Origin of the sequence: Lelliottia sp. 7254-16 (assembly GCF_002922995.1) — a bacterium.
In the GTDB taxonomy this organism is placed as follows: domain Bacteria; phylum Pseudomonadota; class Gammaproteobacteria; order Enterobacterales; family Enterobacteriaceae; genus Enterobacter; species Enterobacter jeotgali.
This window is the reverse complement of sequence record NZ_PQVS01000001.1, coordinates 36061-49121: the sequence shown is the minus strand read 5'-3', so window position 1 is coordinate 49121 and position 13061 is coordinate 36061. Positions and strand designations below refer to the sequence as shown.

Sequence of the window (13061 nt, the reverse complement as noted above, 5' to 3'; positions counted from 1 at the left end):
CTGAAATTAGAATTGGGTGGCGCTATTGTGCGCCGCCCCTGGAAAAATCTCAACGCTTCGGATTCTGCAACACGCAGTTACTCAGCACCACGCGGTCGCGTTTGTAGACCGTGGCATCATCACCTTTCGACCAAAAAACATAAATCCCGTCGGTGTAGCGCGCCCCGGAGGCGGACATTCCCTGTTTCAGGTTCAGCATTTTATTGTCATAGATGAAACTGGCTTCCTGACGCGGGTTATTCAGCTTCACGGTCAGCGGTTTTTCGTCGCAGCGGTACTCCAGCGTGTCGGTGTTCATGCGATCGACGAACTGGTTGTAGTAGCTGCAACCCGCGAGTAAGAGAGGGGCGAAAACAAGAAAGTATTTTTTCATGGGCCTGTTCCGAAGACTATCCTGGTCATGGAGGGTGAAGTCACCCTCCTGTATTCCTGTGGATTTTAACCGTAACAGCCAGACCTTTGTTTCAGTTAACTCTGATTCTGACGCGGGTTAGCCGGAAAAATCGCGCCCAGCACGCTGGCTTCACGCGCCCCGGTGACAGAAGGCAGATTACCAGGCAATCCGGCAACCGTACGCCAGGCAAGCCAGGCGAAGGCCAGCGCTTCCATGTCATCACCGCTGATCCCGGCCGCGTCGGTGGTTGTCACTTCGGTACCAGACAGCAGTGCAGCGAGACGCGCCATCACCAGCGGATTACGGCTGCCGCCACCGCAAACGAGCAGACGTTCACAGCCGCCGCTCAGCAAGACCTGTTCAGAAATAGAAATGGCCGTCAGCTCCACCAGCGTCGCCTGCACATCCTGCGGGGCCAGTGCCGGGAACTGGGCGAGCAGACGTTCAAGCCAGCCGTAGTTGAAATATTCCCGTCCGGTGCTTTTTGGAGCCGGCGCCGCGAAATATGGGTCGCTCAGCATCGTTTGTAACAGCGGGAGAATGACTTTCCCTTCGCAGGCCCACTGCGCGTCTTTATCATAGGCTTTGCCGCGCTGACGCCAGATCCAGGCGTCCATCAGCATGTTACCCGGCCCCGTGTCGTAGCCGCGCACCGGTTGCCCAGGAATCAGCATCGACAGATTGGCAATACCGCCAATATTGAGCACCATACGACGTTCAACCGGATGCGCCAGCAGCGCCTGATGAAAGGCCGGAACCAGCGGCGCGCCCTGCCCACCAAGGGCGATATCACGACGACGGAAATCCCCGACCACGGTGACACCGGTTTTCGCCACAATCTGATTATTATCGCCAATTTGCATTGAATGCGGCGCATCACCCAGCGGTTCGTGCCAGACGGTTTGCCCGTGACAGCCAATCGCTACCACATCCTGCGGCTGAAGATTTTCCTGCTTCATCAGCGCCAGAACTGCATCGGCAAACAGCGATCCCAGTTTTACGTCCAACTGCCCAAGCTGCGACAGGGTCAATTGCTGGCCCTGACAAATGCTCAGAATCGCTTCCTTCAGTTCGACGGGGATAGGCCAGGTCAAACTTGCCTGTTGCGCCACCATGTTTTCATCAATAGCGGCAAGGACAACATCGACTCCGTCAAGACTGGTGCCGGACATAACACCGATATAGCGACCCGATTTCATGCACTTTCCTTAATTAGCCTGGGCGTGGGGTCACCACTCCACCATAAACGGAGGGGTATTTCTATGACGCACTAATATTTTTTAACAATGTCAGATCTCAAACATCCCAGGCGCTTTGTTTATGTCTCGTTAAGTCAAATTCAAGTACAATTTTCTTATTGTTAGTGCAAAGATATGATCTATGGCTCCCAATGCCATATAATTTAGCCATAACGGATGCTCAGATTGAGCGTTTTGGGTGAACAGGAGATTCAAATGATTTTACGTGTACTGGGCGTTTCACTGATTGGGTTAACTCTGGCTGGCTGCGTGAACAACGACTCCCTTTCTGGTGACGTTTACACCGCCTCCGAAGCCAAACAAGTTCAGAACGTCACTTACGGTACTGTTGTTAACGTTCGCCCGGTTCAGATCCAGGGTGGCGACGACAACAACGTGATTGGCGCAATTGGCGGTGCCGTGCTGGGTGGTTTCCTGGGTAACACCGTCGGTGGTGGCACCGGGCGTTCTCTGGCAACCGCTGCAGGTGCTGTTGCGGGTGGCGTAGCCGGTCAAGGCGTTCAAGGCTCAATGAACAAAACTCAGGGCGTTGAGCTGGAAATCCGTAAAGACGACGGCAACACCATTATGGTGGTGCAGAAACAGGGCAACACTCGTTTTTCTAGCGGCCAACGTGTTGTACTGGCGAGCAACGGTAGCCAGGTTACTGTATCCCCGCGCTAATTCTCTGATGGATGTGGCTCACGGCCACATCCATACTTATTAAGTATCATTCATATTCTTTATTCGCTTTAAATACATTCACCGTACAAATTAATAACGCAGCATTATATTGTCCCCGCGCAAAGTATTTCCTCTGGAATTTGATAAGATCGCGTCTCATTACCCCTGTTAAATAACGCATTATCTGCCAGTTAAATTGCCTATGATTTTGATTAATCGACATATGGGAAACCGCTATGTTTCCTTTTTCTTTGCCTGCCTGGTTTTTTTTGGTCTATTTCACGCCTTTTATTCGAAAATAGCCGTTTTTGTCCCGGCGCTGTCACCCTTTTTATTCCCAACCCTGACGATATTTCTGCTGGTATTTCATTTGTTTATTGCCTTTTTTATGGCGATGAAATACTGGTGCGATAAAGATCGGGTTTTCCTGCTCGCCATTGCGTTTGCCTTTGCGGGTTCTGCCATTCTGCTGGCCGGAACGATGAGCAACTTTCCAGGGTGGCTAAACCCCTATGGCACGCATCGTATCAACTACAATGACGCGATGATTTTCTTCATGATGCGTAACATCATGATGGCCTGCCTGTTCATCCTCGCAACGGTGCTTTTTACATTGCGTCACTATCCATTAACGCGTTTGATGTATAAATTCATCATCTGCGGGATATTTATTTTTACGGCAACCATGATTACCCTGACATGGCTCTGGTCAAGCCATAGCAGTTTGCTGTCACTGGATTTGGTCAATAATGAAAGTCGACAGATGACGGTATTATGGAGTCAGGTGGTTAATATTATTCTGATTGTCCTCTGGATAACCGCATTAATAACCATGCTGGCCATTACGCGTCTGCGTAATCTATTCTGGGTCAGCGGCAGTTTTTTATGTGTCTGCTATGTAATTACCCTGGCCACTCTTTTATCGTCAGATCACGTTGAGGGGTTTGCCTGGTATCACTCACGGCTATTCGAAACGACAGCCACCCTGCTGATTATTTTTGCCCTACTTCACGATGTTTTTAGTCTCTACCGGGTTTCACATCTTAAATACCAGCAGTCTTACCAGAATTCCATCCGCGATGCCCTGACGCGACTCTACAACCGCAGCTACTTTTACGAATCCTTGAGTCACTCGCTCAGTACGACTTCTGCAAGCAAACCCGTGTCGGTGATTGTCAGCGATCTGGATCGTTTCAAACGCATTAATGACACCTACGGGCATCTGCAGGGTGACAAGGTCTTGCAGTTTGTCGCCAATCTGCTGATGGATTCAGTACGCCCGCAGGATATCGCCGCACGCATCGGCGGAGAGGAGTTTGTCTTGCTGCTGCCGAATACGCCTTCTGAGGCAGCAAAACAGGTGGCGGAACGCATTCGCTTGACGCTGAGCAGTTTTGACCGTGACACAACGCATGGCGAACTTCCGGAACCGATTACCATCAGCATGGGCATTTATACTGCGCAGTCGCCAACGGTGACTGCCGAGGAGTGCGTCGAACGCGCGGATAAAGCCATGTATGAAGCTAAAGCGACGGGGCGAAATCGGGTAGTCGTGTTCAAATAAAAAGAAAGCCTTGCGTAGCAAGGCTTTTTTATGGCGTTAGTCGCGGGTCTGGAGCTCATTGATGTTCTGCTCAAGACGAGCAATCATATCAATCAGTTGTTCCAGCTCAGCAGGCGTTATCCCGGACAGGATCTCCCCTCGCGTTTTACTGATAACAGCTTCCATCTCAGTGATGATAGGTGCTGCTTTCTCAGTGAGCTTAATGCGTTTAGCACGGCGATCGCTGGCGCAGGTTTGCCGGGAAATCAGCCCCTTCTCCTCCAGCTGATCGAGCGTACGCACCAGTGACGGCTGCTCAATGCCGATCGCTTTTGCCAGTTGGATTTGCGACTGCTCGGGCGGTAACTGATGAATGTTATGCAGCGTAACCCAATGCGTCTGCGTCAATTCCAGAGGTTTCAGGCGATGGTCAATCAGAGCACGCCAGATGCGTACCAACCTTGCCAGATCAGAACCTAGTGGCGATTCCAATTTCATCTCCTTATAATTAGCTTGCTAAGTTATTATACTGATTTTAGAATAGTGTGCAGCATTTATATTGGCAAAACAAATGCAATACTGCATTCATCAATTTTGAACGAATGATTTACACTTAATTAAGGCACTTCATCGTGTTAACACAGACCCTCTGGGTCCATTTACCACTGCAAAGGATCTCTGCTCGTGAAGTTCTCTTTTAGCTGTGCAGGGTTACCCCTTCAGGACCTGATTGTCGGTGCATCCGTCTATTTCCCGCCTATTTTTAAAGCCGTTATGCTGGGTTTTCTGATCTGGCTTGTGGCCCACCGACTGCTGCGTGACTGGATGTATTCCGGTGAAATCTGGCATCCCATGCTGATGGATCTGTCGTTGTTTACTCTTTCCGTATGCCTTGGCCTGGCTCTGTTGATTGCGTGGTGAATATGTCCCTGAAAACCCTTAAATATTTTTCCAGTTTGTTTGTTCTGGCCCTGGCTGTGATTGCTGGCTGGTGGCTGTGGAATTATTACATGCAGTCTCCGTGGACGCGCGACGGCAAAGTCCGCGCCGAGCAGGTCAGTATCACCCCACAGGTGTCTGGCAGTATCACCTCTCTGCTCATTAAAGATAATCAGAAAGTCAAAGCAGGAGATGTGCTGTTCCGCATTGATGAGACGCCATTCCATATCGCTGTGCTCAACGCCCAGGCGCAGGTAGCAAAGGCGCAGTCCGATCTGGCAAAAGCGAATAATGAAGCTAATCGTCGCCGCCACCTGCCGCAAAATTTCATCTCTGCTGAAGATCTGGATACCGCTAATATCAACGTAAAAGCCATGCAGGCTAGCGTAGAAGTGGCGGAAGCGACGCTCAAAGAAGCCCAGTGGCAGCTGACGCAAACGGTGGTTAAAGCGCCCGTTGACGGATGGGTCACCAACTTATCCACACGCGAAGGTAACTATGCCACCCAGGGCCAGCCAGTTTTTGCCCTGGTGGATAGCCACTCATTCTATGTCGTCGGCTATTTTGAAGAGACCAAACTGCGCCATATTCGGGAAGGCGCCTCTGCGCAAATCACTCTGTACAGCGGCTCGACGGTGTTACAGGGTCACGTTTCCAGTATCGGGCGCGCTATTTACGATCAGAGTGTCGAAACTGACTCTGGCTTAGTGCCTGATATTAAACCGAATGTGCCGTGGGTGCGTCTGGCCCAGCGGGTGCCTGTTCGCGTTGAATTTGATAACCTGCCGAAGGATATCACCCTGGTCTCCGGTACGACCTGCACCGTGTCTATCGGAACGCGCTGATGAACATCCGCGCTTTCTCGTGGCGCAACATGCCGTGGTTTAAAGCTTCCCCGGCGCAGTGGCGATATGCTTTGCGCAACGGTATCGCCATGTGTCTGGCGCTCACGGTGGCCTATTATCTAAATCTGGATGAGCCCTACTGGGCCATGACCTCTGCCGCGGTGGTCAGCTTTCCCACCGTCGGTGGCGTAATCAGCAAAAGTCTCGGGCGCGTTGCAGGGAGCCTGTTAGGGGCAACGGCGGCATTAATTATCGCAGGACACACGCTTAACGATCCGTGGCTATTTTTATTCAGCATGGCCGCCTGGCTGGGATTTTGCACCTGGGCCTGTGCCCATTTCACCAATAACGTCGCCTATGCTTTCCAGCTGGCGGGTTACACCGCCGCCATTATCGCCTTCCCGGTGGTCAATATTCTGGATACCACTGAGCTGTGGGATATCGCCCAGGCGCGCGTATGCGAAGTGATCATCGGTATCCTGTGTGGCGGCGTAATGATGATGATCCTGCCGAGCACTTCTGACGGCACCACGCTCATTTCGGCGTTAAAAACCATGCATGTGCGTCTGCTGGAACACGCGAGTTTGCTTTGGCAACCTGATTCCAGTGATACCATTCGTCTTGCCCACGAAAAAGTTATCGGGCAGATCCTCACCATGAACTTGCTGCGTATTCAGGCTTTCTGGAGCCATTACCGCTTTCGTCGGCAGAATAAGCTGTTGAATTATCTTCTCCATCAGCAGTTAAGAATGACCAGCGCCCTCTCCGGTCTGCGAAGAATGCTGCTCAACTGGCCAAATCCGCCTGAAAACACCCGCGAAATTATCGATCGCCTTCTGGCGGCGCTGGCGAATCCGCAGACGGATATGTTAGCAGTAGCGCGCATTCTTGCCCCTCTCGCCCCAACGGATGAATATGATTATCGACATCGCGCGTTCTGGCAGCGCCTGCTCTATTTCTGCCGCTTATATTTACGCAGCAGCCGCTGGATAAAAGCCGTTGAGGATGCCACGCCGATTACCGAATTTAATGTGCCGGGCAGCCCCGCGCTGGCAAGACACACGGACAATATGGAAGCGTTATGGAGCGGGTTTCGCACCTTCTGCGCCCTGACGCTGGTTGGCGCGTGGAGCATCACCACCCAGTGGGAATCCGGTTCGGCGGCGCTGACGCTGGCGGCCATCAGTTGCGTGCTCTATTCCGTCGCGGCCTCGCCCTTTAACTCCCTGACGCTGCTCCTGCGCACCCTGATTTTACTTTCGCTGTTCAGCTTCGCCGTGAAATTTGGGCTGATGGTACAGATAACCGATCTGTGGCAATTCCTGTTATTCCTGTTCCCGCTGCTCACCACGATGCAGCTACTGAAATTGCAAATGCCAAAACTCGCAGGGCTATGGGGGCAACTGATCGTCTTTATGGGCTCGTTTATTTCAGTCACCAATCCACCGGTATATGATTTTGCTGATTTTTTGAATGACAATCTGGCGAAGATTTTGGGCGTTGGACTGGCCTGGCTGGCGTTTGCGGTTCTGCGCCCTGGCTCCGATGCGCGTAAAAGTCGGCGTCACATTCGAGAACTGCGCACGGGGTTTGTCGATCAGCTCAGCCGCAAACCCCACCTTAGCGAAAGCGAATATGAATCACTGGTATATCATCACGTTAGCCAGTTGAACAACAGTCAGGACGAGTTATCACGTCGCTGGTTGCTGCGCTGGGGCGTAGTGTTATTGAATTGTTCGCACGTGGTGTGGCAACTGCGGGCATGGGAAACCCGTTCCGACCCGCTATCTCAGGTGCGCGATATTTGTATTTCCTTGCTACGGGATGTGATGAGTACTCGCGGCGTCCAGCAGCGCCCGCTGGCCATTACCCTCGCCGAACTGCAACGTATTTGCGACACGCTCGCGCACCACCATCTGCCGGTAGCGCGCGATTTAGCCTCACTGATCTGGCGTTTACACTGCTCGCTCTCTCAGCTGGAACAAGCCCCACCACCGGGCACGATTAGCGATCAAATCACTCCGCAAGCGTAACGCGCCCCGCCACCACCTAACGGTTTAGGCTGATCGGACATGTTATCCCCGCCGACGTGGATCATCAGCGCTTTGCCTTTTATCTCATCCAGTTTTTTCAGACGCGGAGCCACCACCGGATCGGTGGCTTTGCCGTCGTTATTGACCACCAGCACGGGCAAGTCACCTTCGTGCCCAGCGCCTTCCGGCCCTTCGTGTTTACCGGTGTGATGCGGGTCAAAATGACCACCAGCAGCTTCTGCCGCAGAGGCTTTCCCTTCTTTCAGTGCCGGCTGACAACTGCCTTTGGCGTGAACATGAAAACCATGTTCACCGGGAGGAAGTGCTTTGAGATCGGGCGCAAACTCCAGCCCTTTATCGGTTTCGCTGATGGTGAAAGAGCCTATGGACTGGCCAATCCCCTGCGAGGTGACGAGATTCATTTCAACTTTGTCGCTGGCTGCCTGCGCGCCTGCGCAAACCACCAGCGTCATAACTGCCAGAGCAAAACGCTTCATATGACCTCCTCGGGTTTATTTTTGCCCCTAAAGTTTAGACCAGGGGCAATGATTTCACCGGAATGTCATAGGTATGGGCGATTACGGAACGTCGTAACCCAGCGCCGCTTTGCGGATGCGGAACCACTGCTGGCGTGTCATCTGCAGCTCTTCTGCAGCAATTGCCGAACGTACGCGTTCAATTTTGCCCGAACCAATAATCGGCAGCGGCTGAGACGGCAAGCGCAAGATCCACGCGTACACCACCTGCTCAATGCTTTCTGCGTTCAGCTCACGCGCAACCGTCTCAAGCTCATCGCGCAGCGGCTGGAATTCGTCGTCATTGAACAGACGCCCGCCGCCCAGGCAAGACCAGGCCATTGGGCGAATGCGCAGCTGTTGCAGCTGATCCAGCGTGCCGTCCAGCAGCAGCGGCTGGTGAACCGGGGAGATTTCGACCTGGTTGGTCGCCAGCGTAAACGGCAGACGAGATTGCAGCAGCGCAAACTGCGCCGGGGTGAAGTTCGACACACCAAAGTGACGCACTTTCCCGCTCTGATGCAACGCAAGGAACGCTTTTGCCACATCATCCGCATCCATCAGCGGATCGGGGCGGTGAATCAGCAGCAGGTCCAGACGGTCGGTCGCCAGATTGACCAGCGACTGCTCAGCGCTCTTGATAATGTGGTCGCTGTCGGTGATGTAATGACCCAGCGCGTTTTCCGCACGGGCAGTGGTGGCAATACCGCATTTGGTGACGATTTCCATGCGCTCACGCAGATGCGGAGCCAGTTTCATCGCCTCACCAAAAGCAGCCTCGCACAGATATCCGCCGTAAATATCGGCATGATCGACGGTGGTGATCCCGAGATCAAGATGTTCCTCGATAAAACTGACCAGCTGGCGCGGGGACATATTCCAGTCCATCAAACGCCAGTAACCCATAACAAAACGTGAAAATTCCGGGCCCTGCGGGGCAAGGGCAATACGCTGAACCATAACAATTACCTCAAGGAAGTGATGTCATGAGTATACGCATATCCGCCGCTAAAAAAGTGAAGGTTGCTGGGGTTCTTCGGCATCCGACGGTTTGTTTGCGCGTAATTTACGCAACAAACGCTGTCTGCACAGGCGTATCACATCCTGCTTTTGCGCGTCGCTCATACTTTGCCAGTTAAAACGCTCATCGCGGCTGCGCATACAGCCCCGACAAAAGCCGCGCTCATCCGACTGGCAAATTCCCCGGCACGGGCTCTGGACGGGGAAAAACTCCAGTTGCTCTGCCACACACACCTCCCGAAATCGATTATCACCTTCAGTGAAGACGCTAACTGCGCCATCTGCAAGGGCTTTAGCACACAAATGTGGCATTAAGGTTTCACTAATCTTCGTTCCCTATACTCGCCCCATCAATAAAAACAGACGGTTTTCTTTATGATGTGGTTTGCAAAAAAGTTACAGTGTAACGATATTAAATTTACTCTGGGTTGCGCGTTATTTTTTACGCTCCTGAATGCGCTGTTTATTCAACGCAGTTGGGAGATTATTGCCCCTGCCCATCTGCACGATATCTTGTTTGCAGCCTCTGTTCCGCTGGTTCTGTTTTGTGGCTGGGTGATTATTTTCAGCCTGATTAATATTCCGTTTATCCGTAAGCCGCTGATGATCCTGCTGACGCTGGGTTGTGCCGGCGCGACGTACTTTATGTACACTTACGGAGCCGTCATCGATCAGAACATGATGGTCAACATCTTCGAGACCAACTCGCAGGAAGCCACCGCACTGGTGACACCACAGATGCTGCTGTGGATTGCGGTTATCGGTCTGATCCCATCCATCGTACTGATGTTTGTTCGCATTCGTTCCGGCAAATGGTGGTACACGCTGCTGATGCGCGTCGCCGCTATCCTCGGCGCACTGATGGTGATTATTTTGGTCGCCTCGGTCTTTTATAAGGATTACGCCTCCCTGTTTCGCAATAACAAAGCCATCGTCAAAATGGTGACACCGGCAAACTACGTCAGCGCCATCGCCAAATACAGTAAAAACCGCTGGTTTGCGGGCGATCAGACGCTGGTCCGTATCGGACAGGATGCGCACAAAGGCCCGGTTATTCTGGCGCAGAAGAAAAAAACAGTGCTGGTACTGGTGATTGGTGAAGCCTCTCGCGCAGAAAACTACTCTCTTAACGGCTACGGGCGTGAAACCAATCCGCAGCTGAAAAAACAAGGCATGATTAACTTCCCGCAGGCCTCCTCCTGCGGCACAGAAACCGCGGTCTCCGTGCCGTGCATGTTCTCTGGTATGCCGCGCAAAAAATACGACGCAGATTTAGCCCGTCATCAGGAAGGTTTGCTCGATGTGCTTGCGCACGCGGGGGTAAATCTGCTGTGGCGTGAAAACGACGGGGGGTGTAAAGGGGCGTGCGATCGCATCCCGCATACGGACATGACCCAGTGGAAACTGGATCAGTTCTGCAAAGATAAATCCTGTATCGACGACGTGAACCTGCATCGTCTGGATAACGTGCTCGACGGGCTGAAGCAAGATTCCGTGCTGGTTATCCATTTAATGGGCAGTCACGGCCCAGCTTATTATCAACGCTATCCGCAGGAATATCGCCAGTTTACCCCGACCTGCGATACCAATCAGATTCAGGACTGTGACCATCAGGCGCTCATGAACACTTATGACAACACCATTCTGTATACGGATAGCATTGTCAGTAAAACCATTGATGCTCTGAAAGCGCGTCAGACCACGATGAATACCGCGCTGGTGTATCTTTCCGATCACGGCGAATCGCTGGGCGAAAACGGGCTGTATTTGCACGGCACACCTTATATGCTGGCCCCAACGCAACAGACGCATATTCCGTTTATGTTCTGGCTGTCGCCCGATTACGTGAATAACTTCGGCGTCAATGAGCCGTGCTTGCGTGACCAGGCGGCGAAAACAGCGGTTTCTCAGGATAATTTGTTCTCGACAGTTCTCGGTATGATGAACGTAAAATCAGCGGTTTATCAGCCGCAGATGGACATCATGAATACCTGTCGTAAATCGTGATACTTGCATTAGACCGATTGGTCTAGTACATTCAGCGCCATGAGCAAAAATACTGAACACGATACACGCGAACATCTTCTGGCTACCGGCGAGCGTCTTTGCATGCATCGTGGGTTTACCGGAATGGGCCTTAGCGAGCTGTTAAAAACCGCTGAGGTGCCGAAGGGTTCGTTCTATCACTACTTCCGCTCCAAAGAGGCGTTTGGCGTGGCAATGCTGGAACGGCACTATGCCGGGTACCATCAGCGTCTCGCCACCCACTTTGCCAGCGGCGAAGGGTGCTATCGCGATCGTGTGCTCAACTACTATCAGGAAACGCTGAACCAGTTCTGCCAGCAGGGCATTATCAGCGGTTGCCTGACCGTCAAATTGTCTGCCGAAGTGTGCGATCTCTCAGAAGACATGCGCACGGCGATGGACAAAGGGGCCAGCGGTGTTATTGCCCTGCTGGCTCAGGCGCTGGAAAAAGGTCGCGAAGAAAAAACGCTGAATTTCAGCGGCGATCCTTTGACTCAGGCCCAGGTGTTATATGCGCTGTGGTTAGGCGCAAATTTGCAGGCCAAAATTTCCCGCAGCGCCGTGCCGCTTGAAAGCGCGCTGGCGCATGTGAAGAACAGTATTACGACGCCTGGCGTTTAACAGGCGTTTTTATTTATCAAATCACTAGTCGACCGGTCTACTCAGGAGTCATGATGTCAACTGAAAAATTATTTACCCCACTGAAAATCGGTGCGGTTACTGCACCAAATCGCGTACTGATGGCCCCGCTGACGCGTCTGCGCAGCATTGAGCCGGGTGATATCCCGACCCCGCTGATGGGCGAATACTATCGTCAGCGCGCCAGCTCTGGCCTGATCATTTCCGAAGCCACTCAAATCTCCGCTCAGGCGAAAGGCTATGCTGGCGCACCGGGTCTGCACAGCCCTGAGCAAATCGCTGCGTGGAAAAAAATCACTGCGGGTGTTCATGCTGATGATGGCCGCATCGCAGTTCAGCTGTGGCATACGGGCCGTATCTCGCACAACAGCATCCAGCCTGGCGGGCAGGCACCGGTTTCCGCTTCCGCGCTGAATGCAGGTACACGTACGTCGCTGCGTGATGAAAACGGTCATGCGATCCGCGTCGATACTTCTACCCCTCGCGCGCTGGAACTCGATGAAATCCCTGGCATCGTGAATGATTTCCGCCAGGCCGTCGCCAATGCCCGTGAAGCCGGTTTCGACCTGGTTGAACTGCACTCTGCGCATGGCTACCTGCTGCACCAGTTCCTGTCTCCCTCTTCTAACCAACGTACCGATCAGTACGGCGGCAGCGTAGAAAACCGCGCCCGTCTGGTGCTGGAAGTGGTCGATGCGGTGTGCCAGGAGTGGAGCCCGGATCGTATCGGTATTCGCGTTTCTCCGATCGGTTCCTTCCAGAACGTCGACAACGGCCCGAACGAAGAAGCCGACGCGCTGTATCTGATTGAAGAGCTGGCGAAACGCGGCATTGCGTATCTGCACATGTCCGAGCCAGACTGGGCGGGCGGTGCGCCGTACTCTGATGCCTTCCGTGAGAAAGTGCGTGCGCGCTTCCAGGGAGTGATTATCGGTGCCGGTGCCTATACGCCAGAGAAAGCAGAAGACTTGATCGGCAAAGGTCTGATCGACGCCGTAGCCTTTGGCCGTGATTACATTGCCAACCCGGACCTGGTCGCACGTCTGCAGCGCAAAGCGGCGCTAAACCCACAGCGTCCAGAGACCTTCTATGGCGGCGGCGCTGAAGGTTACACCGACTACCCTTCTCTGTAATTCCTCGGTTGTCCATTGATAGCGGCGATGATTCGCCGCTATACTAAAACATC

The 13061-nt window shown here is 52.9% G+C and carries 14 protein-coding genes; 8 read left to right on the top strand and 6 right to left on the bottom strand.

Annotation, left to right across the window (positions count from 1 at the left end):
• Positions 1 to 49: 49 nt before the first annotated feature.
• Together mliC and anmK are read right to left on the bottom strand one after the other, a co-directional pair.
• The gene (gene mliC / locus C3708_RS00265; RefSeq protein WP_103949076.1) at positions 50 to 373 is read right to left on the bottom strand and encodes a C-type lysozyme inhibitor; all 324 of its coding nucleotides are present in this window, start codon (positions 371 to 373) and stop codon (positions 50 to 52) included.
• Positions 374 to 468: 95 nt separating this feature from the next.
• The gene (gene anmK, locus C3708_RS00260) at positions 469 to 1593 is read right to left on the bottom strand and encodes an anhydro-N-acetylmuramic acid kinase (RefSeq protein ID WP_095281815.1); all 1125 of its coding nucleotides are present in this window, start codon (positions 1591 to 1593) and stop codon (positions 469 to 471) included.
• Positions 1594 to 1848: 255 nt separating this feature from the next.
• On the opposite strand from anmK, the gene slyB reads away from it, so the two are divergent.
• Together slyB and C3708_RS00250 are read left to right on the top strand one after the other, a co-directional pair.
• Entirely contained in the window at positions 1849 to 2316 is a 468-nt protein-coding gene (gene slyB / locus C3708_RS00255; protein WP_095281814.1) for an outer membrane lipoprotein SlyB, read from the top strand.
• A 202-nt stretch (positions 2317 to 2518) separates the two neighbouring features.
• Positions 2519 to 3880 carry a GGDEF domain-containing protein gene (locus tag C3708_RS00250; RefSeq protein ID WP_103949077.1) on the top strand — a complete coding sequence of 454 codons (1362 nt, stop codon included), beginning with the start codon at positions 2519 to 2521 and terminating at the stop codon, positions 3878 to 3880.
• Between the two features lie 36 nt (positions 3881 to 3916).
• Here C3708_RS00250 and slyA read toward each other — a convergent pair whose 3' ends face one another.
• Positions 3917 to 4357 (bottom strand): transcriptional regulator SlyA, encoded by a 441-nt coding sequence (gene slyA / locus C3708_RS00245; RefSeq protein ID WP_095281812.1) that lies wholly within the window; start codon positions 4355 to 4357, stop codon positions 3917 to 3919.
• A 186-nt stretch (positions 4358 to 4543) separates the two neighbouring features.
• Between slyA and C3708_RS00240 the strand changes: the two genes are divergently transcribed.
• Genes C3708_RS00240 through C3708_RS00230 form a run of 3 tightly spaced genes read left to right on the top strand, consistent with a single transcriptional unit; the run spans position 4544 to position 7676 of the window.
• Entirely contained in the window at positions 4544 to 4780 is a 237-nt protein-coding gene (locus tag C3708_RS00240; protein ID WP_095281811.1) for a DUF1656 domain-containing protein, read from the top strand.
• A 2-nt stretch (positions 4781 to 4782) separates the two neighbouring features.
• The gene (locus C3708_RS00235; protein WP_103949078.1) at positions 4783 to 5643 is read left to right on the top strand and encodes an HlyD family secretion protein; all 861 of its coding nucleotides are present in this window, start codon (positions 4783 to 4785) and stop codon (positions 5641 to 5643) included.
• Positions 5643 to 7676 carry an FUSC family protein gene (locus C3708_RS00230; RefSeq protein WP_095281809.1) on the top strand — a complete coding sequence of 678 codons (2034 nt, stop codon included), beginning with the start codon at positions 5643 to 5645 and terminating at the stop codon, positions 7674 to 7676. Before C3708_RS00235 ends, C3708_RS00230 begins: the two co-directional genes overlap by 1 nt.
• Here C3708_RS00230 and sodC read toward each other — a convergent pair.
• From sodC to C3708_RS00215, 3 genes are all read right to left on the bottom strand, one after another.
• Positions 7655 to 8173 (bottom strand): superoxide dismutase [Cu-Zn] SodC, encoded by a 519-nt coding sequence (gene sodC / locus C3708_RS00225; RefSeq protein ID WP_103949079.1) that lies wholly within the window; start codon positions 8171 to 8173, stop codon positions 7655 to 7657. The genes C3708_RS00230 and sodC overlap by 22 nt on opposite strands.
• Positions 8174 to 8254: 81 nt before the next feature.
• Positions 8255 to 9151, bottom strand: a complete 897-nt coding sequence (locus C3708_RS00220; protein ID WP_095281807.1) for an aldo/keto reductase family oxidoreductase — start codon at positions 9149 to 9151, stop codon at positions 8255 to 8257.
• A gap of 48 nt (positions 9152 to 9199) precedes the next feature.
• Positions 9200 to 9439 (bottom strand): DUF1289 domain-containing protein, encoded by a 240-nt coding sequence (locus C3708_RS00215; protein WP_103946474.1) that lies wholly within the window; start codon positions 9437 to 9439, stop codon positions 9200 to 9202.
• Positions 9440 to 9589: 150 nt separating this feature from the next.
• On the opposite strand from C3708_RS00215, the gene eptA reads away from it, so the two are divergent.
• Genes eptA through C3708_RS00200 form a run of 3 tightly spaced genes read left to right on the top strand, consistent with a single transcriptional unit; the run spans position 9590 to position 13008 of the window.
• Positions 9590 to 11218: a phosphoethanolamine transferase EptA gene (eptA, locus tag C3708_RS00210; protein ID WP_103949100.1), complete on the top strand. Its 1629-nt coding sequence runs from the start codon at positions 9590 to 9592 to the stop codon at positions 11216 to 11218.
• A 39-nt stretch (positions 11219 to 11257) separates the two neighbouring features.
• Entirely contained in the window at positions 11258 to 11857 is a 600-nt protein-coding gene (locus C3708_RS00205) for a TetR/AcrR family transcriptional regulator (protein WP_095281806.1), read from the top strand.
• 53 nt (positions 11858 to 11910) lie between these two features.
• Positions 11911 to 13008 carry an alkene reductase gene (locus tag C3708_RS00200; RefSeq protein ID WP_095281805.1) on the top strand — a complete coding sequence of 366 codons (1098 nt, stop codon included), beginning with the start codon at positions 11911 to 11913 and terminating at the stop codon, positions 13006 to 13008.
• Positions 13009 to 13061: the final 53 nt, after the last annotated feature.